The 21,879-nt window shown below is 40.8% G+C and carries 14 protein-coding genes; all 14 read left to right on the plus strand.

The window, feature by feature from the left end; translation table 11 throughout:
- Nucleotides 1-125 precede the first annotated feature (125 nt).
- Nucleotides 126-7,991: a pectinesterase family protein gene (locus tag E7303_RS01480; protein ID WP_292143519.1), complete on the plus strand. Its 7,866-nt coding sequence runs from the start codon at nt 126-128 to the stop codon at nt 7,989-7,991.
- Nucleotides 7,992-8,190: 199 nt separating this feature from the next.
- Entirely contained in the window at nt 8,191-9,786 is a 1,596-nt protein-coding gene (locus E7303_RS01485; protein ID WP_292143520.1) for a xylulokinase, read from the plus strand.
- 84 nt (nt 9,787-9,870) lie between these two features.
- A complete protein-coding gene (locus E7303_RS01490; protein ID WP_022772347.1) occupies nt 9,871-10,566 on the plus strand; it encodes an L-ribulose-5-phosphate 4-epimerase in 696 nt (231 codons plus the stop codon).
- Between the two features lie 40 nt (nt 10,567-10,606).
- Entirely contained in the window at nt 10,607-11,434 is an 828-nt protein-coding gene (locus E7303_RS01495) for a transketolase (RefSeq protein WP_292143521.1), read from the plus strand.
- Nucleotides 11,431-12,372: a transketolase family protein gene (locus tag E7303_RS01500; RefSeq protein WP_022772350.1), complete on the plus strand. Its 942-nt coding sequence runs from the start codon at nt 11,431-11,433 to the stop codon at nt 12,370-12,372. The genes E7303_RS01495 and E7303_RS01500 overlap by 4 nt, the downstream gene beginning before the upstream one ends.
- A complete protein-coding gene (rpe, locus tag E7303_RS01505) occupies nt 12,372-13,025 on the plus strand; it encodes a ribulose-phosphate 3-epimerase (protein WP_292143522.1) in 654 nt (217 codons plus the stop codon). Before E7303_RS01500 ends, rpe begins: the two co-directional genes overlap by 1 nt.
- Nucleotides 13,026-13,041: 16 nt before the next feature.
- On the plus strand, nt 13,042-14,571 hold the full coding sequence (locus E7303_RS01510; protein ID WP_292143523.1) for a bifunctional metallophosphatase/5'-nucleotidase: 1,530 nt from the start codon (nt 13,042-13,044) through the stop codon (nt 14,569-14,571).
- 50 nt (nt 14,572-14,621) lie between these two features.
- A complete protein-coding gene (locus tag E7303_RS01515) occupies nt 14,622-15,497 on the plus strand; it encodes a methionyl aminopeptidase (protein ID WP_103870057.1) in 876 nt (291 codons plus the stop codon).
- 27 nt (nt 15,498-15,524) lie between these two features.
- Nucleotides 15,525-17,561 (plus strand): methionine--tRNA ligase, encoded by a 2,037-nt coding sequence (gene metG, locus E7303_RS01520; RefSeq protein WP_292143524.1) that lies wholly within the window; start codon nt 15,525-15,527, stop codon nt 17,559-17,561.
- Between the two features lie 77 nt (nt 17,562-17,638).
- Entirely contained in the window at nt 17,639-18,592 is a 954-nt protein-coding gene (locus tag E7303_RS01525) for an alpha/beta fold hydrolase (RefSeq protein WP_292143525.1), read from the plus strand.
- Nucleotides 18,576-19,067 (plus strand): GNAT family N-acetyltransferase, encoded by a 492-nt coding sequence (locus E7303_RS01530; RefSeq protein ID WP_292143526.1) that lies wholly within the window; start codon nt 18,576-18,578, stop codon nt 19,065-19,067. The genes E7303_RS01525 and E7303_RS01530 overlap by 17 nt, the downstream gene beginning before the upstream one ends.
- Nucleotides 19,068-19,070: 3 nt before the next feature.
- On the plus strand, nt 19,071-19,871 hold the full coding sequence (locus E7303_RS01535; protein ID WP_292143527.1) for a YesL family protein: 801 nt from the start codon (nt 19,071-19,073) through the stop codon (nt 19,869-19,871).
- Nucleotides 19,872-19,898: 27 nt separating this feature from the next.
- A complete protein-coding gene (locus E7303_RS01540; protein WP_292143528.1) occupies nt 19,899-21,341 on the plus strand; it encodes a GGDEF domain-containing protein in 1,443 nt (480 codons plus the stop codon).
- Nucleotides 21,342-21,538: 197 nt separating this feature from the next.
- A partial coding sequence (locus E7303_RS01545; protein ID WP_292143529.1) for an ABC transporter ATP-binding protein occupies nt 21,539-21,879 on the plus strand: 341 nt, incomplete at its 3' end.

The following is a 21,879-nucleotide window of genomic DNA, read 5'->3' on the forward strand; positions in this document are numbered from 1 at the left end:
TATGATGGGAACACGAATTATAAAAATGTAAGCGTTTACATTATTAAGAAAGTATAAACTTGCATTTTTATAGGGGCGTTAATGAATTGTGTTTTGTGGGAGACACATAAATTGGGAGGAGAACAATGGTAAGAAAGGGACTATGCAAAAAGGCATGGACAAAGGTTGGGGCTGTACTTATGTCTGCTACGATCGTGATGGCAAATGTCACCCTGGCGATGCCGCAGACTGTTGTCTATGCAGAAACAACTGACAACTCATCAGAATCTACAAGTGAGATTTCCGAAGAGGGTAGCACTGATGGGAGTTCTGATGCATCATCAGAAGTATCAAGTGTTGATGAGGAAAAAGAAGAAACATTAACAGTTAAAACAGAGGAAGCAGCTACAACTTTGGCTGGAACTGAAGTGGCAACTTCTTTGACTGCAGCAACAGCAGGAGCGACCTTGCTAGGAGCAGCTGCTGGTGGAAGTGCATCTTCAGGAGCAGCATCTGCAAGCTCTTCAGCTGCAAGTGAAGCATCATCAGAAGGAACTGCAGCAACAAGTGCATCTTCAGTTGAAGGTTCTGCGGCAAGTAGTGCTTCTTCGGTGGAAGCAGCAAGCAGTGCAGCTACAGAAGAGATTGAAGAAGAATCAGAAGATAGAAACTTTGATGACTCCAAGACAGATGTATGGGATTTTGGAGCAGAAGATTTAGGAGATGCTTACAATAACAGATTAACAGTAGATACTATCAACTCTTTTTACAGTGTTGATGCAGGTTCTACAGGAGTGAATATTGCATCATTCTCAGTTGATGATGGGGACTTCTTGTTCGATGATGGTGGATATAGTGGTACACACAGATTAAGAACCACTAACACCAAGCTAACTCGTTACGACTCAAAGTCATTAAAAGACTCTGCTGGCAATGTTTACAGTGGATATCTTTATTCAAATAAAGGATCTACAGAGGATGTTTATATAGCAGTAGAATGCCAGGCTGATGATATCATCACAGCATATGTAGCAAGCAATGGAAAAGATTCAGAGGTTGTGTTTGAAAATGTCTCTGATAAAGATGATTCAACCAGTTATACACATACTGCTGGTTCAAGCACAGTATCGAAGTTTGTATACTACCCTGCAAGCAAAGCTCAATACAAATTGTATTCTGCTACCGAGAAGCTTGTAGTAGCAAGAATTCTTCGTGAACATGCCAAATATGCTCAGCTTACAGGTACAGTAGTTGGTTATGAAGGAACGGAGCCTTTTACCATAGTATTTACTAATAGGCAAAATGGCAACGAGGTCAGAGCTGAGGTCAGTGAAGGTTCATTTACGGCAGAGCTTGCAGAAGGTTTTGATTATGATATGTCCTTAGTGGGAGCTGATAGCTATGTAATTAAATCGGATAAGTCTGTAAATATAAGTGAGGATACTTCTATTGAGGTAGATGTTACAGGCGTAAATCTTGTATCGTATAATGGCAAAATTACAGGTATAGATACACAAGATGCAGAAGAATTTGTGAACGCGGCAGAATTTACATTTACCCCCGATGATGAGGAGTCAGTATTTGTCCCATCAATTACACTTAAAGCAGAGGAAGGTGCTATTGCTTATGAAGTAAAGCTTCAGGATGCAGTTACCTATAAAGTTAGCGTTGAGGACAAAGAAGATACTTCAACGGAAAGCTATGCAAAGGTTGAAGATTATAATCTTTTAACTACTGAAATAGCTGTAAATGGCGGTAAAACTGATTATGCAATCGAATTTGAACCAAAGCCGGTTTACAACATTACAATTGTTCCGGGTGGAGCAACTCTTGATGATCTGGCAGAAGCAACATTTACCTTTACAAGACTTGATACAGAAAATGATTATGTGGCTGACGGATATGTCTATGAGTTTACAGGAACTGACAATATTGCACTAAGGGATGGCCAGTATGTAGTAGAGGTAACAAATTCAGGTGAATTTGTGCAGCAGCTCACAAGCAATCTCATCGTAAATGGCGCTGATGTGTCAAAAGAAATTATGTTTTCTTCAGATATAACAGAATGGGATTTTAGTGCCGAGTCATTTGTGGCTAAATTTACAAATGCAACATCCGGAACCTATAACGGATTATCATGGACAAATGGAAGATCACATAACGGAGTATATTTATACTCCGGAGCAGGAACAATATCTGTTCCGGTAAAAGGTGCGTGCCAGATACAGGTAACTGCCAATTATCAGTATTCATATTACTTTGAAAATGAGTCAGAGGAATCCGTTAATGTGAAAACAGATTCCACAAGTCAGAATGATATTTTTACCTACAACTACAATGGTGAAAAGGGAACTTTTGACATAACTGTTCTGGGTTCATCATACATTACCAAAATTGCAACGGTATATCAGACAGAATACAAGTCAGAAATATTAGTTGGAGCATCAGAAGCGGCAGATTATGATTCCATTGGAGAAGCTCTTGAAGCAATCCGTCTCATGGAAAGAGAAGATAATGAAAGAGTCACAGTAAGCATTGAACCGGGTAACTATGAGGAAATGCTTGTAATTGATGTTCCTAACGTAACACTTAAAAACGCAAGTTCTAATCCTACAAACACACTTACAAATTCAGGTGTAGATATTGATGACAATGCAGTTCGTATTACATGGTATTACGGACATGGCTACACATACTACAGTATGGGAAGTGATTACAAGTACGATAGCGACGTTCTTGCTACTAACAAAGCAAATGGCTATGCATCAGTTGTTAATCCTGGTTCAGGAACAGCGACATACTGGAACGCAACTGTTGTAGTAAGTGCTTCCGGATTTGAAGCAAAAGATATTATTTTTGAAAATTCTTTTAACCAGTATATGTCAGCAAAGGCAGCAGAGGATGTGATCGTTCCTCAGAGTGGTGCAAAAGAGGGAACTACAGCCCGTTCAGGTATGGAAGCTGGCGATACAACGCTGCAGAATAAGAGCTATGTAGAAAGAGCTGCAGCTCTTGCTCTTACATCATCTGCTACAGAAAGTTATTTTGATGGTTGCCGCATAATTGGTCGTCAGGATACTCTCTACGGCGGAGAAGGTGCTACAGCAGCGTTCTATGATTGTGCAGTATATGGCGGAACAGACTACATCTTTGGCGGAATGACAGCAGTATTCGCAAAGTGCGACCTTGTTCTTAACACAAGTGAAGATAAAAACGATGTTGCTTATATTACAGCAGCTCAGCAGAAGTCTTCAGGTACACGCGGATATCTTATGTACAACTGCAGAGTTACAAGTGCAACGCCTGGAGTTGATACAGCATCAAGCTATACATCAAAGCCTGGACAGTTCGGCAGACCTTGGCAGGCTAATACTTCAGAGGTAGTTTTCTTTGACACTGTAGTAGAGGCTACAAATTGGAGTCTTGATTCAAGTAGCAAGTATGTTTATGACGCAGACTCAAAAGTATCACTTATTCAGCCGGAAGGTTGGAATACAACTCTTGGAGGCGAATCCTCAAGATGCGTTGAATATGGCACATATGAAGTATCGGGAGAAGATAACAGTGCATCTCGTGTAACTTGGGCACAGCAGCCTGAAACAGCTGTTTGCTCAGATGGCACAGCAATATCAGTAGCAGCATTTTTGGGCGAATGGGATCCGTTTGAGGAAAATGGTAATGACATGACCATTACTTTCCCTGATGGAACAACAGCCGAGGAACCCGTTGCTAGCGGAACTCAGGGTTCAGCAGAGGAAGATAGTGAAAAAGTATATAGCTTAAACGCAGCTGATATAGCTACTTTTGACAAAGGTGCAAAAGCAGATGGTGATACTGAAAAAGCTGGTACAGATGACTTCTTTACAATTAGTTATAGTTCAAGCTCAAAAGTAGAAGAAAAAACAAAAACGTTCGGTGATGATTTTACAGCAACTAAAAGAATAAATTTTGGCGGTGGCGCGAAAACAAACGTAAATTCGGTGAAATTTGCGACCTCCATTGATAATGCTGAGCTTAAAGTGTGGTGGGGTGCAGGTGCTGATGACAGGCAGATGGCTGTTTTGGATTCAGAAGGAAAAACAGAGTATACATCTAGTGAGGCATCTAAAAAGGACTCTTTATACATCACAAGTTTTACACTTGAAAAAGCAGGAACACATTATCTGGGAGGTGCAGGAAATAATAATTACATATACAAAGTTGAAGTAACAGAGGGTGCAAAAGAAGTAACCAGAGCCGACTGGAGCAGTGTGAGTGCTCCTGTTATCGAAAGTGTTGCACTTAACGAAAGCAATGCAAATAAGATTGACGTCAAAGTAAATGCACTTATCGGGACAGATGGCGGTGACGCCCTTACAGTAACAATGTATGATGAGAGCGGAGCTGAAAAAGAAACACTTAAGTCCTCAGCAGAAAAAGAGTCCTTCGATTTTTCTTTTACCCCTGATATTAGTGGTAAATACTATTTCGTAGCATCTCTCTCAAGAGATGACGACACGGAAACAGAGGCAAAGACAAGCGCTAAGTCCGAACAGTTTGACTTTACACTTCCTCTTACAGCTCCACAGTTTAAAAATGCGGTAAATAAGGGGAATGGAACTGTAACAGTAAAATTCTACTCTGTAAAAGAGGCTACTGAGTATACTCTTTTAGCCATTGATACAGAAAATGAATCATCATCAGAAATAAAGACAACATACACTCCTGAAGAGGTGGTAACAAATACTTCAACAGAGTACAACTATACCTTCAAGGGGCTTACAGTTGGCCATGAGTACAAGCTTGTATTATCAGCAAAAAGAGGCGAAGAGACTTCAGCTGAAAGCACAATGAGTATTGAAGTTACTGAAGATGGTGAGCAGGAGTGGACTTTTGCTGCCTTCGGATCAGGAGTTAATACTTCCTACAACAAAGCAACAGTTCATGATGATGGATCAATCACTGTAGCATCAACGAACGGTAAGGGTAAGCTTGTTCCTGCTTCTACAGACGGTCTTGCATTCTACTATGCGACAATACCTGCAAGTAAGAACTTTACTCTTTCAGCAACGGTAACAATAGATTCCTGGACACTTTCAAATGGTCAGGAAGGCTTTGGACTTATGGCAGCAGACGCCGTTGGAGTAAATGGAGATTCTTCAGTATTCTGGAATAACTCCTACATGGCAAGTGCCACAAAGGTTGAATACTATTATGATACAGTTGCCGGAGAAGTGACAGATGACACAAGCGCCAGCAAGATTTCAATGAAACTTGGACTTGGATCGCAGCAGAAGATAGGCGTTACCCAGGATAATCTGGAGAGACTAAAAGCAAACGATTCAACCGCGGTAAATGGTGAATTCTCATCAACAATGAGAACACTTGAGACATCATGCGGCAGCAGCGGAGCAGGTACATACAATATTGTTGGCAATGCTTCGAAAGATGTAAGTGGAACAGTAGCAAATCCTATAACAGAATTTAAACTTAAGATTCAAAAGAACAACACGGGATACTTTGTAAGCTACACAGATGCTGAAGGAAACACAACGACAAACAAGTATTACGATACTAAGGCGCTTGAAAATATTGACAGTGACTATGTTTATGCCGGATTCTTTGCATCAAGAAATGCTACAGCAACCTTCAGCGATATTGAACTTACACTTGTAAATCCTGAAGATGATGAATTGGCAGAAGAAAGACCTATTACGTATGTAACACCAAGCTACAAGATCATTTCAGCTGCTTATTCCAATACAGCTGAATATACACTTCAGTACACAGGTAACGCGGACGGCGTACTGACAATTACAGATGCAAAAGGAAATATTCTTGTAAATGCCAAGACTGTGGAGGCAAACGCAGTTGAGAGTGTTGAAACAACACTTAATAAGGGCGATAACACCTTTGCTGTGAAATTTATCCCGGATGAATTTTTCCATCCTGAGGATGATGAGTATCAGCTCCTTTCATCATATGAAGCAAGCACATTTACGCATACTGTAAATTACAAGACTATCAGTGATGCAAAAGAGATATATGTATCCCCTGAGGGCACAAGCACAGGGGAAGGAACAGAGAATTCTCCAGTAGACATCTATACAGCGGTTAAATATGTACAGCCCGGACAGACAATAAGACTTGCCGGCGGCACATATTCACTTAAGAGTACTGTTACAGTTGCAAGGGGAATTGATGGAACTTCATCTAAGCCAATCAGAATGATTGCTGATTCTGATGATAGAGCAGTATTTGATTTTAACAGTGCATGCGCCGGTTTTGTATTTGCAGGAGACTACTGGTATGTGAGCGGAATTGACTGTACAAGATCAGGTAATTCCCAAAAGGGTATCCAGGTATCAGGAAGTCATATAACACTTGAAGATGTTCATGCATATGAAAATGGAAATACAGGTATCCAGGTAAGCAGATATCTTTCTACAGATGAATGGGATGACTGGCCAAGTGATGATCTTATCCTTAACTGCACATCCTACAGCAATGCAGATGCGGGATACGAAGATGCAGATGGCTTTGCGGCAAAGCTCACAGTTGCAGATGGAATAGTTTTTGATGGATGTATTTCCTATAACAACGCCGATGACGGTTGGGATCTTTTTGCCAAGGTAGAATCAGGTTGCATAGGGCAGGTTACAATCCAGAACTGTGTTGCGTTTGCAAATGGTTATGGCGTTGACGGAACAAATGAAGGTAACGGTAACGGATTTAAGATGGGCGGTTCAAGCATGTCAGGCCCACACAAGCTCATAAATTCTGTTGCATGGGGCAACAAAGCGAAAGGTATTGATTCTAACTCCGGTCCTGACATTCAGGTTTACAACAGCATGTCATTCAATAACGGCGGCAGCAATGTGGCTCTTTATACAAATGACACAGCTAATACTGATTTCTATGTAGATGGCGTGCTTTCATACAGAACAACCGGAACAAGCACAAACGAAACGCTCAAGCCAAAGGGAACACAGGACACATCAAAGATTTATGGTACCCTCAATTTCTTCTGGAACGATGGAGCATCTGCCAATAGTGATGGCCTTACGGTAGCAGACGACTGGTTTGTTTCACTTGAAGCACCTTACGCAAACGCTGCGGATCCTCTTGCGGTTGCAGAGAGTATCAGAAGCAGCAACGGTAAAATAGACCTTGGAGATTTCTTAAAGCTTACTGATAAAGGAATGGAGACACTTGCTAAAGCAGGTATTACATATTCCGACGTGATTGCTACATTAAATGGAAGCTACGAAGCTGCTTCATACAACTATGATTCATCAGAGGAAAATGATCCTTCCAGCGAAGCAAGCTCAGAAGCAAGCTCAGAAGCAGGCTCTTCAGCATCAAGTTCTGAGGCTGGTTCCTCAGCGTCAAGCGAGGAATCAGGTTCTGCTGGAACAACACAGGAGTCATCATCAAGCTCATCAGGTTCATCAAAAGAGGAGCAGACAACTGAGAGTGGCTCAACAGGAACTTCATCGGGTTCAACATCAGATTCTGATTCAGCAAGTGAGGGATCAGGAAGTACAGATGAAGAATCATCTTCTTCTGAATCTGATACAACAAGTACTTCTGAATCAGTTCCTGCCAAGAAGGTAGAACCTGTTCCTGTAGTAAAAGCAATTGAGAATGTAGTTAAAAAAGTTGCTGACAAGGTTAACAATTTTGTGAATCGTATCTTTGGAAATGACAATAGGGACGACGAGCAGGAGGTTGCCGGCGCTGAAAGAGAAGAAAACTCAGACACAGTGACAGATGGCAGTACACAAGAAGAACAGCAGACTGAAACGGCAGCAACTGCAGATAATTCAGGTGACAATGGTTCTCAGACCGCAGGTCAAAGTGCTGAAGAGAAGCCTTCAAATGAGCAGGCAACTCCTTCGGAAAAAACACCAATCCCTGTTGTGCCTGTAGCAGCAGGAGGAGCGACTGTAGTTGTTGTAGCGGCCGCAGCAGTTGCTGTAAAGACTGGGCTTATGGCTAAACTACTTGCTTTTCTTCACATCATAAAGTGATAAAAATAGAAAGCTCTTTTGACATGTGAACATTACTGATAAATAGCGGGAAGTTGTCCTCGAAAAGGGGGCAACTTCTTTTAAAATTAGCGAAATAAATATACACAAAAAGGCGAATACGTATATAATTATCTTGTGTTTACCAAAAACTAAAATATTAGTTATATAAGTAAAAGAATGGGGTAAAAGGAGAAAAGGTATGGGTGACGTAAAAAAGCTTATTGAAGAGGGGAAGACTTTTCTTGGAATCGAGTTCGGCTCTACAAGAATCAAAGCTGTTTTAACAGATGAAGACTATAATCCAATAGCATCCGGCTCACATGGCTGGGAGAACAGGCTGGACAACGGAATCTGGACATATACACTTGATGATATCTGGGGCGGCCTTCAGGATTGCTATAAGGGCCTTAAAGATGATGTTGAAAAGAAATATGGCATTAAGCTGGTGGGCGTGGGGGCTATGGGCTTTTCTGCCATGATGCATGGTTATATGGCATTTGATAAAGAGGGAAACCTTCTTGTGCCATTCAGAACATGGAGAAATACTATTACAGAAGAGGCTTCTGACAAACTTACAGAGGTTTTCGGATATCATATTCCACAGAGATGGAGCATTGCCCACCTCTATCAGGCTATTCTTAATAAGGAAGAGCACGTTTCAAAAGTTGATTTCTTTACAACTCTTGCCGGATATATTCATTGGCAGCTCACAGGAGAAAAAGTTCTTGGAGTTGGCGATGCTTCCGGAATGTTCCCTATTGATTCAAAAACATGCGATTACAACAAAAAGATGGTTGAGCAGTTCGATGAACTGGTTGCATCATATTCTTTTGACTGGAAACTTTCTGACATCCTTCCAAAGTCACTTCCTGCAGGTGAAAGAGCTGGTTTTCTTACAGAAGAAGGCGCCAAAAAGCTGGATCCATCAGGAGATTTGAAGGCTGGTATCCCGGTTTGTCCTCCTGAAGGAGATGCCGGAACAGGAATGGTAGCAACCAACTCAGTTGGAGTTAGAACAGGTAATATTTCTGCTGGAACTTCAGTGTTTTCAATGGTTGTTTTGGAGCATGACCTTTCAAAGGCATATCCTGAGCTTGACCTTGTTACAACACCATCAGGAGAGCAGGTTGCAATGGTTCACTGCAACAACTGCACATCTGATCTCAACGCATGGGTATCTCTGTTTAGAGAGTTTGCAGGAGCAATCGGAAAAGACATTGATGATGACACATTATATGGAACACTTTACCGCAAAGCTATGGAAGGTGACGCTGACTGCGGCGGACTTCTTGCTTACAACTACTTCTCAGGGGAGAGTATTACAGGATTTAATGAGGGAAGACCTCTGTTTGTGAGAAGACCTGATGATAAATTCAATCTTTCTAACTTTATGAGAACACATCTTTATACTGCACTTGGTGCTCTCAAGGCAGGAAATGACATCCTTATGAAAGAAGAAAATGTTAAGGCAGACTTCTTCTTTGGACAGGGAGGTTTCTTCAAGGTAAGAGGCGTTGGCGACAGAGTAATGGCAGCAGCGCTCAATACTCCTATTAAACTTATGGAGACAGCTGGAGAAGGCGGCCCTTGGGGACAGGCAATCCTTGCAGGATTCATGATGCAGAAAAAGGATGGTGAGACTCTTGAGAAATATCTTTCTGATAAGGTGTTTGCAAGCGGAAAGGTTGAGACCTGCGAACCAAATAAAGAAGATGTTGCAGGCTTTGACGATTTTATGAAGGATTACAACGCAGGTCTGGCTATAGAGAGAGCAGCAGTTGATTCATTAAAGTAATGTTATAAATTGATAAGCCTATCGCAATAATTACGAAGATTAATTAGCGGTCTGATAATAGAATAAACATTGGAGCGTAGAAAAATGTTAGAAGAATTAAAGAAAAAAGTTTATGAAGCAAACATATTGTTACCTAAGTATGGACTTGTAACTTTTACCTGGGGAAATGTTAGTGCGATTGACAGAGAGAGCGGTCTTTTTGTTATCAAGCCAAGTGGTGTTGACTATGATACCATGACTCCTGACGATATGGTTGTTATGGATCTTAATGGCAACAAGGTTGAGGGTAAATTAAACCCATCATCCGATACACCTACACATGTTGAGATCTACAAAGCATTTAAGGAAGTAGGCGGTGTTGTTCACACACATTCATCCTATGCTACAAGCTGGGCTCAGGCAGGAAGAAGTATTCCCTGCTATGGAACAACTCATGCGGATTACTTCTATGGGGAGATACCATGTGTAAGATGTCTTACAAAGGAAGAAATCGAATCTGCTTACGAAGAGAACACAGGACATCTTATTGTTAATGAGTTTGAGCGCATGGGAAAAGACCCTGTGGCTGTACCTGCAGTTCTTTGCAAAAACCACGGTGTATTTACCTGGGGCAAGGATGCGCATGAAGCAGTTCATAACGCAGTAGTTACAGAAGAGGTTGCAAAAATGGCCTATAGGTGCGAAACTATTAATCCGGAAGTTAAGCCAGCTCCACAAGAACTTCAGGATAAGCATTATTACCGTAAACACGGCGCCAATGCTTATTATGGACAAAAGTAATCACTTAGCGAGGGCAGAAAAATAGAAAGGAAAAATAATTATGACCAATCAGGAACTTCAAAAAACAGCTAATGAAGTCAGAAAAAGTATTATCACAGCACTTCATGCAGCTGGGGCAGGACATCCGGGCGGATCTCTGTCATCAACAGATATTTTCACTTATCTTTACTTCGAAGAAATGAATATCGATCCTAAGGACACAAAGAATGTTGACCGCGATCGTTTCGTTCTTTCAAAGGGACATTGTGCTCCTGGCCTTTACTCAGTAATGGCAGAGAGAGGATATTTCCCTAAGGAGGAGCTTACAACTCTTCGTAAACTTGGTTCAAGACTTCAGGGACATCCAAGCATGCAGTATCTTCCAGGTCTTGACATGAGCAGCGGATCTCTTGGACAGGGAATCTCAGCAGCTTGTGGTATGGCTCTTTCAGCTAAGCTTGATAACAAGTCATTCCGTGTATACACACTCCTTGGTGATGGAGAGCTTGAAGAGGGACAGGTTTGGGAAGCAGCTATGTTTGCCGGATTCAGAAAACTTGATAACCTCTGCGTAATCGTAGATAACAACGGATTACAGATTGATGGACCTATTGATAAGGTATGTTCTCCTTATCCTATCGATGAGAAGTTTAAAGCATTTAACTTCCATGTAATCAACATTGATGGTCATAATTTTGATGAAATAAGAAAAGCTTTTGAAGAAGCTAAGAATACAAAGGGACAGCCTACAGCTATCATTGCTCACACAGTTAAGGGCAAGGGCGTTTCATTTATGGAGAATCAGGTAGGTTGGCATGGCAAAGCTCCTAACGATGAAGAGTTTAAGCTTGCTATGGAAGAATTAGAAAGGACAGGTGCAGCACTATGAGCGATGTAAAGAAAATAGCAACAAGAGAGAGTTATGGTAATGCTCTTGCAGAACTCGGTGATGAGTATCCTAACCTTGTAGTTTTAGATGCTGACCTTGCAGCTTCTACAAAGACAGCAGTTTTCCAGAAGAAATTCCCTGAAAGACACATTGATTGTGGTATTGCAGAATGCAACATGATGGGTATCGCAGCTGGACTTGCAACAACAGGAAAGATTCCTTTCGTTAGTTCTTTTGCAATGTTCGCAGCAGGACGTGCATTTGAGCAGGTTCGTAACTCAGTAGGATATCCTCATCTTAACGTAAAGATTGGTGGAACACATGCCGGAATCACAGTTGGTGAGGACGGAGCCAGCCATCAGTGTAACGAAGATTTCGCTCTTATGAGTGTAATCCCTGGAATGGTTGTTATGTGCCCTGCTGATGACATTGAAGCAAAGGCTTGCGTACGTGCAGCAGTTGAGCATGAAGGCCCTGTTTATATCAGATTTGGCCGTGCTGCATGCAGCATCATTAATGACAGACCTGATTACAAATTTGAAATTGGAAAAGGAAATGTTGTCAGAGAAGGAAAAGATGTTACAATAGTAGCTACAGGAATTTGCGTAGATTCAGCTTTAAGTGCAGCAGAAATGCTTGCTAAAGACGGCATTTCAGCAGAAGTAATCAACATCTGCACAATCAAGCCTCTTGATAAAGAGCTTGTAGCAGCATCTGCCAAGAAGACAGGCAAAGTTGTAACAGTTGAGGAACATTCCGTTATAGGCGGACTTGGAAGCGCTGTATGCGATGCACTTTCTGAACTTGCACCTACTCCTGTAAAGAAACTCGGAATGCAGGATACATTCGGCGAGTCAGGAACAGCTTCAGAACTTGTTCATAAGTATGGACTTGACGGCGAGGGTGTATACGCATCAGTAAAGGAATTCCTTAAGTAATGATAATTTTAAGCCCTTCAATTTTATCTGCAGATTTTACCGTGCTTGGACAGCAGATCACAGAAGCTGACAAGGCCGGAGCAGAGTATATTCATATTGATGTTATGGATGGCACATTTGTGCCATCCATTTCCTATGGTATGCCGGTTATCAAAAGTATAAGAAAGGTAACTGACAAAGTCTTTGATGTGCATCTTATGATCACAGATCCTATCAGGTATATAAAGGATTTTGTAGATTCCGGAGCAGACCTTATAACTTTCCATCTTGAGGCCACCTCAAATCCACAGGCAGTAATTGATGAAATCCATAAATATGGTAAAAAAGCCGGATTATCCATAAAGCCAGGCACTTCAGTCCATGAACTCATTCCATATCTTGACAAGGTTGAAATGATTCTTATAATGACTGTTGAACCAGGTTTTGGTGGACAGAAATTTATTGCTGAAACAATGGATAAGATTCGCAAAACCAGACAAATGTTAGATGAAAAAGGTCTTTCAACTGATCTGGAAGTTGATGGCGGAATCAATTGTGACAATTTAAAGGAAGTTATAGACGCTGGAGCGAATGTTATTGTAGCTGGATCAAGTATATTCAAAGGAAACATAACAGAGAATATAGATAACTTCAAAGCTATAATAGGCAGATGAAAGGATTTTTTAATTAATGCACATCATTTTTACATCTGATACACATGGACATGTGTATCCAATTAACTACGCTACCAATTGCCCCGAGAATGCGGGGCTTTTTTGCATAGCTGCACAAATTTCCAAAGACGGAAATACACTTGTTTTGGATGGAGGAGACTCCCTTCAGGGAACACCTCTTCTTTCCTATTATTTGGAGCATAAGGATGAATATGATTTCAACCCTGCAGCAGAAGGTTTTAACGCTATGGGGCTTGATTACTATACACTTGGTAATCATGACTTTAATTTTGGTTATGATGCTATCCTCGATTTTGTTACTGCTATGAATGCAACACTTATTTCTGCAAATGTAGAGGATAAGAGAGATGCCCTTGGAATAAAGAAACATGTGATTCATACACTTGAGGATGGCACCAAAGTCGGAATCACAGGAGCTGTTACAGGATATGTTAATGTCTGGGAACAGAAGGACCACCTTACAGAGCTCGTGGTTTCTGATCCTATTGAGGCAGTAAAAAAAGAACTTGAAATAATGAAGGATAAATGCGACATAACAGTTTGCATCTATCATGGAGGCTTCGAGGAAGATCTTTCATCCGGAGAGCTTTTATCTGATACAACAGAGAATCAGGCATGCAAGATCATGAGAGAGCTTGGTTTTGACATTGTTCTTACAGGCCATCAGCATATGGCTGTGGAGGGCATCAGCATAGAGGGCAGCTACGGTGTTCAGCCACCGGCAAAGGCTATGAAGTACTGCGAAGTATTTGCTGACAAGAAGGATGGTGCCTGGGATATCACATCAAGCCTTGTTCCGGTAAAAGAACCTGATGCAAAATATGCTGAAATCGCTAAAGCCCATGATTTCATGGATGACCTCAACTCAAAGATTCAGAAATGGCTCGATGAGCCGATCGGATGCCTTGAAAAGGCTATCGACCCTGAGCCAAAGCTTGAAGTTGCTATAAAGGGAAGTAAGGTTGCTGCGATATTTAATCAGGTGCAGCTTGAATATACAGGTGCTGACTTCTCATGCACCAGCCTTTCCAACGATCCTCTTGGACTTAAGAAGGATATAACAGTAAGGGACGTTCTTGGAATTTACCAGTTCTCCAATACTGTTGAGGTAAAAGAAGTTACAAAGGCTGTAATCAAACAAGCCCTTGAGAGATGTGCTGAATATTTTGAGATCGATGAAGATGGAAAGCTTAAGATTTCAAATATCTTTTTACAGCCAAAGATCGAGCATTACAACTACGACTTTTATGCAGGACTTGAGTATGTTCTTGATATCACAAAGCCTCTCGGAGAGAGAGTCACTCTTTTAAGGAAGCTTGATGGAACTGAGCTCGAGGACAATAAGACATACACACTTGTTACCAGCAATTACAGAGCTACAGGTACCGGCGGATATGCATGCATAGGAAACAGCAAAACAGTAAAGAGCTTTCCTGATGAGATGCCGGATCTTTTGATCGACTACCTTAGAAGGAACAGTCCTGTTAAGGAGATAGTTAACAGCAAGTTGACAGTTAAAGCCTGAAAAGGCATACTATACTTGTGAAATTATCGTTTTTATGAAGAAGGAATGATATGTATAAAAGATTAGAAAGAAACGATGCCTGTTGGTGCGGCAGCGGCAAAAAATATAAGAGTTGCCATGCTGCTTTTGACGATAAACTGATACAGTTCGAGCATCAGGGTATGATAATCCCTGACAGGAGCCTTTTCAAAACTGAAAAGGATATTGAAGGTATCAAAAAGAGTGCAGTCATAAATATGGCTGTTTTGGATGAGATCGGTGAAAAGATCCATGCCGGAATGAGCACTCAGGAAATTGATGATATTGTGTATAACACAACTACCAAGATGGGAGGAATCCCTGCAGATCTTAACTATGAAGGATTTCCTAAGAGTGTATGCACATCTATTAATGAAGAAGTGTGCCACGGAATTCCATCTAAAGATATTATCCTTAAGGATGGCGACATAATAAATGTTGACTGTTCTACAATACTTGATGGCTATTTCTCTGATTCATCACGAATGTTTTGCATAGGTGATGTTTCTCCTGAGAAAAAGAGACTTGTAGATGTTACCAAAGAGTGCCTTGAAGAGGGACTTAAGGCAGTTAAGCCATGGACACCTATCGGAGATATGGGCAATGCGGTTCATCAGCATGCCTTAAAGAATGGATATACTGTAGTTAGAGAGATTGGCGGACATGGATGTGGAAACGCTTTCCATGAAGAACCTTTTGTAAGCTTTGTAAGTAAGCCGGGAACAGGAATGCTCATGGTTCCGGGTATGGTATTTACAATTGAACCTATGGTAAACATGGGAACTAACGAGATATTCATCGATGAGGACAACGACTGGACTGTTTATACAGCAGATCTTAAGCCATCAGCACAGTGGGAAGTAGAGCTTTTGGTAACTGAGACAGGCTATGAGCTTTTGTGCTGGTAATTGATATAGAAAGACGAGGTTTATTTAATGCAGAATAAGGGTAAATACTATATTACAACTGCGATAGCTTATACATCAGGTAAGCCACACATCGGAAACAGCTATGAGATAGTGCTTGCTGATGCTATTGCAAGATATAAGAGAAGAGATGGATTTGATGTTCATTTCCAGACAGGATCAGATGAGCACGGCCAGAAGATCGAGACAAGAGCAATCGAGGCAGGATGCAGCTCACCTAAGGAATTTGTAGATCAGGTTTCAGACACAATAAAGGGTCTTTGGAACCTCATGGATACATCATATGACAGATTCATCAGAACAACAGATGAGGATCATGTTAAACAGGTTCAGAAGATATTCAAAAAGTTCTATGACCAGGGCGACATTTACAAGGGATCATACAAGGGAATGTACTGTACTGAGTGTGAGGCTTTCTATACAGAGTCTCAGCTTAAGGATGGAAAGTGCCCGGAGTGCGGCGGTCCTGTTCACCCTGCAGAGGAAGAGGCATATTTCTTTAAAATGAGCAAATATGCTGACAGACTTATTGAGTATATCAACACACATCCTGAGTTTATTCAGCCTGCATCAAGAAAGAATGAGATGATGAACAATTTCCTTCTTCCAGGCTTACAGGATCTGTGCGTTTCAAGAACATCTTTCAAATGGGGAATCCCGGTTGATTTCGATAAAAAGCATGTAGTATATGTATGGCTTGATGCCCTCACAAACTATATCACAGGAATCGGTTATGATGCTGACGGTAACAGCTCAGAAGAGTACAAAAAGTGGTGGCCTGCAGACCTTCATCTTATTGGAAAAGACATTATAAGATTCCATACAATTTACTGGCCTATTTTCCTTATGGCACTTGGTGAGCCACTTCCTAAGCAGGTATTTGGTCATCCATGGCTTCTTCAGGGCGGTGAAAAGATGAGTAAGTCAAAGGGCAACGTTATCTATGCAGATGACCTTGTTAGTCTCTTTGGCGTAGACCCTGTAAGATACTTTGTTCTTCATGAGATGCCATTCGATAATGATGGTGTTATCACATGGGAGCTTTTAGTAGAAAGATTCAACTCAGACCTTGCAAATACACTTGGAAACCTTGTAAACCGTACTATTGCTATGAGCAATAAGTATCTTGGCGGCGTTGTGGCTGACAAGAACGTTACAGAGGCAGTAGATGCTGATCTTAAGGCTGTTGTAACAGGATGCTATGCAAAAGTAGAAGCAAAGATGGATGAGCTTCGAGTTGCAGATGCACTTACAGAGATATTTGCACTGTTCAAGAGATGCAATAAATATATTGATGAGACAGAGCCTTGGGTACTTGGAAAAGACGAGAGCAAAAAGGACAGATTATCAACAGTTCTTTATAACCTTGTAGAAGCTATTTCAATTGGCGCAGCTCTTCTTGATCCATTTATGCCTGAGACAGCACAGAAGATAAAAGAGCAGCTTAATACTCCTGATAGAGATTTTGATACTCTTGGTACATTTGGCGTTTGCAAGAATGGTACAAAAGTTACTGAGAATCCAGAGATGCTTTTTGCTCGTAAGGACTTAAAGGATGTTCTTGAGAAGGCTGCAGAGATAACCAAAAAGCAGAAGGAAGAGTTTGAGAGAACACAGGCTGAAGCCGCAAAGAATCTGGCTAAAGCAGGACTTGCTCCAGCTACTCCTGTAAAGGCGCAGGAGAGCGAAAAGGCAGAGGCTATTGATATCCCTGCAAAAGAAGAGATTACTTTTGACCAGTTTGGAGCAATGCAGTTCCAGGTTGGTGAGATCATCAAATGTGAAGCAGTTGAGAAGTCCAAGAAGCTTCTTTGTTCACAGGTTAAGATTGGAAGCCAGGTTAAACAGATCGTATCAGGAATCAGAAAGTACTATTCTCCTGAAGAAATGGTTGGCAAGAAGGTAATGGTTCTCGTAAACCTTAAGCCTGCTAAGCTTGCAGGTGTAATGTCAGAGGGAATGCTCCTTTGCGCAGAGGATGCAGAAGGAAATCTTGCCCTTATGACACCTGAAAAAGATATGCCATCAGGAGCAGAAATCTGCTGATAATATGTTTTTCGAGCGAAGCTTTGGAATAAATGGTATCATATAAGTATACAAACAATTATGGGGAGGTTTTTCCAATGGTACGCAAAGAGGAATTGACTTACAAATCAAGAGACAGACAGACCATGCTCCATGCAGTCAGATGGATACCTGAAGGTAAGCCGGTAGCTATCTTACAGATCATTCATGGAATGCAGGAATTCATTGATCGTTATGAAGAGTTTGCGAACTTTTTAGCAGAAAAAGGCATACTTGTAATGGGAAACGATCATTTAGGACACGGCGGTTCTGTTACAGCCGGAAAGGGTACCTATGGTTTCTTTTGCAAAGACGACCCTGCAACGGTGCTTGTACGTGACGCTCACAGATTGAAAAAGATGACTCAGGAAGAGTATCCCGGAGTTCCGGTATTTATCCTTGGTCACAGCTTTGGGTCTTTTGTAGCAAGAGAGTACATCACACGCTATGGCACAGGTATAAATGGTGCTATAATCCAGGGAACTGCTGCTATGCCAAGCGGAACAGTTAAGTCTTTGAGCACTTTGGTAAGTGTTTTACAGGTTATTTTTGGAACAAAGTATCGTTCTGAGATGATCAATAACATGGCATTTAAGGGATATTTAAAGAAGATCCCTGATCACAAGACAAAGTTTGACTGGCTTTCACACAATGAAGAAAGCGTTAATAAATATGTTGCTGATCCAAGATGTAACTTCGTTTTCACTCTTAACGGATTCAAGACTATGGCTGAACTTCTGACAAGAATTCAGGATGTTGACAGAATGGAAGATATCCCTAAGAACCTTCCTATTCTCATTACAGGTGGTGCTGAAGATCCTGTTGGAAACTATGGAGAAGCATTTAGCAAACTTTACGATATTTACAAGAATAAACTTGAGATCAAAGATGTAGAGCTTAAGATTTATGACGGAATGCGTCATGAACTTCAGCAGGAGATTGGAAGAGAAAAAGTATACGAAGATCAGTATGCTTGGATAATGAGAGTGTTAAAGAGTGGCACTGCAAATTGACAGATCAAAAATAATGGTAAGGTGTGCTTACCATTCTGATTGGGATGGGGCGATGAAACTTGCATGGGATACTTTTGCAAGGTTTGACGCCCCTGATTATTCTGAAGAAGGAATAACCAATTTCAGAAATTTTGTAAATGACGATATGCTCAGAAAGATGTTTATCGCCGGGCAATATCAACTTTTTGTTGCGGTTTATAACGATAAATATCTGGGAATGATTTCTCTTAGAGAACGGAAACACATATCACTTCTTTTTGTAGACGGGGATTACCATGATTATGGCATTGGGACTGCACTAGTCAGGTATGTGTCAAAGTATGCTCTTGAAGAAGAGGGGGTGGATGAACTGACAGTCAATGCTGCACCGATAGCTGTCGGTTTTTACCACAAAAGGGGATTTAAAGATGTCGCTGAAGAAATGACGGCCGACGGCATCAGATTCACACCAATGAAGCTTTGTTTGAGGAGTTAACTTATGGGAAAAATTTTTGATTTAGAGAGTCCTTTGATGCGAGCTCTTACAAGACTCGCAGATGTTATGTGGGTAAATATCCTTACTTTGATATTTGCCATACCACTTATTTTTGAGCAGGTTCTTTTCCTTGGACCGGCGCTTGGTCCGGTTCTTTTTGATGGAGCTGAACTTGATTACAACTACTTCCTTAGCGCAGTATTATGGGCATGGATATTTGGTATTATCTGTTCAAGTATTTTAGGACCTGCATGTACTGCTATGCATTTTGTTCTTTTGAAGATCGTAAGAGATGAAGACAGTTATATTACAAAGACCTATTTCAGATCATTCAAAGAGAACTTTAAGCAGGGAATGATTCTTCAGATCATTAAATTTGCGATAGCCGGAATCCTTGTTTTGGATTTCTTTATCCTTAATAATTTAAGTGGAATTTACAGATATGCGATCATTGCTCTGAGCGCATTCCTTTATATGGTTTCACTGTATGTATTTCCAATCCTTTCTAAGTTTGTAAATACAAATGCAGCAACCTTAAAGAATTCTTTGCTCATGGCAATACTTGCTTTCCCAAAGACAATTCTTATGACTATCATTTCCGGAATTCCGCTTGTTGTTTTTTATTTCTTTGACTTAAAAGCTGTTCCGGTACTTATACTTTTGGGATTTGCCGGACCAAGTTATTTAAATGCTATGCTCTATAATGGAACGTTCAAGCGATTTGAACCTGAAGAGGAAAACCTCTCTGAAGAGGAAGAACTCGATGCAGCTATAAAGAAGCTTGATGAGGAAGAGCAGAATTGATTGTCTTGTGTTTTTAAGAGGTGACAAATGAAGAAAGCTCTTGTAACGTGCGCTACAATAGTGCTTATGTTTGCGGTTCTTATGGGGATTGTTTTTAGATCTTACAGGGAAGTGCTAAGAGATGGCATTTCCAAGTATGTTAATGAGACAGTCTCTTCAGAGCTTTCTTCAGTGATGTACGATAAAGATATAAATTATATCAGGATCCGTGATTATCAGGATACTTGCACAAAGGCTCTTATCGGATGTGATCTTATTTCAGATAAGAAAGAGATCATAAGCTGGCTGGAGCTTATTGTAAATAGCACAGACAGCAATACTTCTTTTATCTGTGATATAGAAGGTGCAGGGTATAATGAGCGCGGAAAGACTGTAAATTTATCTGATTATAGTTTCTTTGAGCAGGTTGTCGGAGGCTTTGATGTCGGAAGTTCCGGCGTGCTCATTATCAATGAAGATCCCTTTGGTGGCAGAAGCGTTGCTTTTGTAAATGGATTGAATTTATCGCAAGAAAACAAAGGGTATCTTATATCTATTCTCAATATCGAGAGTTTATCAGAAGGAATATTTGAAAAACAGGAGCTTATTGACTACGGTGCGTGGGTTGCTGTCAGAGGTCATATCCTTACAGAGTATGGTGAGAGGCTACGCAACAATGATGCGGATATTGATTTTATCTGGGAGGCGTTACCTGAAGGCTCTGACCAGAACAAATTCCAGCATGCTATAGCTCAGCGTAATCCATTTTTTGAAGAAATGCCTAAATACGGGTATATGATCACTGTGCCGGCACCACTTTCCGGAGGTGCTCTTGTAGCTTATATAAGTTATAAGAACATGGACAGGGCTTTAGATGAGCCGCTTCATGATTATTATGCCATGTATATTTGGGTTATGGTGCTTCTTGTACTTCTCTGCGTAAGTCTGTTTTTGGGACATCTCTTAGCTACATTTTTTAGCAAAAGAAACAGAAATAAGAAGGATAGAGATACAAGAACAGGTCTTTTGACTGAAGAATCTACTGAAAGGCAGATAAATGCATACCTGGGTGAATCCGATAGCCAATATGGACTTATGTTCCTTATTGCTATAAATGGTTTAAAAGACCTGCGAATAGCAAAAGGCGAAGAGATCGTCGATGCAATTATTGTTGGTTTTGCCAAAAAGCTATCTGAAAAATACAGGGTGTCAGATGTTGTCGGCGGATTTGACAACGGTGAGTTTGTTGTTTTTATGAAAGATATAAGTGCCGGAAAGGATATCAGAAAGCAAGTTGATTCAATGGTAATGCTCACGCATGATTTCAAGACCATGAAGGGAAATGAGGACGGCGTAGTTTCGCTGAGTGTTGGGGGAGCTGTGGCACCTAAGGATGGCAAAAAATATGCTAATCTTCTCGCTGCATCAAAAGCAGCTTTGACGGAGTCGAAAGCTCGTGGAGCAGGTCAGGTAGTCTTTTATCACGAATAGGCAATGGTCAAATTGCATATAGAATTTTTAGATTCTTCGTCAATATTTCAGAATTGTGGAAAAGTCGCCTGATTGCTAGTCAGTTTTGCTAATGAATTGTAAAATATTTGTGAAATAAGTGAATAGTAAATAAACACCTCCACCGCTATACTTGTTTATAGCATTAAGCTATTGATGAATTAGGAGGAATATAAGGTATGGCAAGTTTATCACTTGAGCATGTAACTAAAGTATATCCTAATGGTTTTGAGGCTGTTAAAGACTTCAACCTTGAGATTCAGGATAAAGAATTTATTATTTTCGTAGGACCTTCAGGATGTGGAAAGTCAACAACACTTCGTATGATCGCTGGACTTGAAGATATCTCTTCAGGAACACTTAAGATCGGTGACAGAGTTGTTAACGATGTAGAGCCTAAGGACAGAGATATCGCCATGGTATTCCAGAACTACGCTCTGTATCCACACATGACTGTATATGATAACATGGCTTTCGGACTTAAGCTTAGAAAAGTTCCAAAGGCTGAAATTGATAAGAT

It is taken from the genome of Butyrivibrio sp., assembly GCF_015056685.1.
In the GTDB taxonomy this organism is placed as follows: domain Bacteria; phylum Bacillota; class Clostridia; order Lachnospirales; family Lachnospiraceae; genus Butyrivibrio.

Bases quoted from the DNA above. Each gene is read 5' to 3' on its own strand.
- rpe (WP_292143522.1), top strand. From the start codon at position 12,372: ATGATAATTTTAAGCCCTTCAATTTTATCTGCAGATTTTACCGTGCTT.
- E7303_RS01500 (WP_022772350.1), top strand. From the start codon at position 11,431: ATGAGCGATGTAAAGAAAATAGCAACAAGAGAGAGTTATGGTAATGCT.
- E7303_RS01515 (WP_103870057.1), top strand. From the start codon at position 14,622: ATGTATAAAAGATTAGAAAGAAACGATGCCTGTTGGTGCGGCAGCGGC.
- E7303_RS01485 (WP_292143520.1), top strand. From the start codon at position 8,191: ATGGGTGACGTAAAAAAGCTTATTGAAGAGGGGAAGACTTTTCTTGGA.
- E7303_RS01510 (WP_292143523.1), top strand. From the start codon at position 13,042: ATGCACATCATTTTTACATCTGATACACATGGACATGTGTATCCAATT.
- metG (WP_292143524.1), top strand. From the start codon at position 15,525: ATGCAGAATAAGGGTAAATACTATATTACAACTGCGATAGCTTATACA.
- E7303_RS01495 (WP_292143521.1), top strand. From the start codon at position 10,607: ATGACCAATCAGGAACTTCAAAAAACAGCTAATGAAGTCAGAAAAAGT.
- E7303_RS01480 (WP_292143519.1), top strand. From the start codon at position 126: ATGGTAAGAAAGGGACTATGCAAAAAGGCATGGACAAAGGTTGGGGCT.
- E7303_RS01490 (WP_022772347.1), top strand. From the start codon at position 9,871: ATGTTAGAAGAATTAAAGAAAAAAGTTTATGAAGCAAACATATTGTTA.
- E7303_RS01540 (WP_292143528.1), top strand. From the start codon at position 19,899: ATGAAGAAAGCTCTTGTAACGTGCGCTACAATAGTGCTTATGTTTGCG.
- E7303_RS01525 (WP_292143525.1), top strand. From the start codon at position 17,639: ATGGTACGCAAAGAGGAATTGACTTACAAATCAAGAGACAGACAGACC.
- E7303_RS01535 (WP_292143527.1), top strand. From the start codon at position 19,071: ATGGGAAAAATTTTTGATTTAGAGAGTCCTTTGATGCGAGCTCTTACA.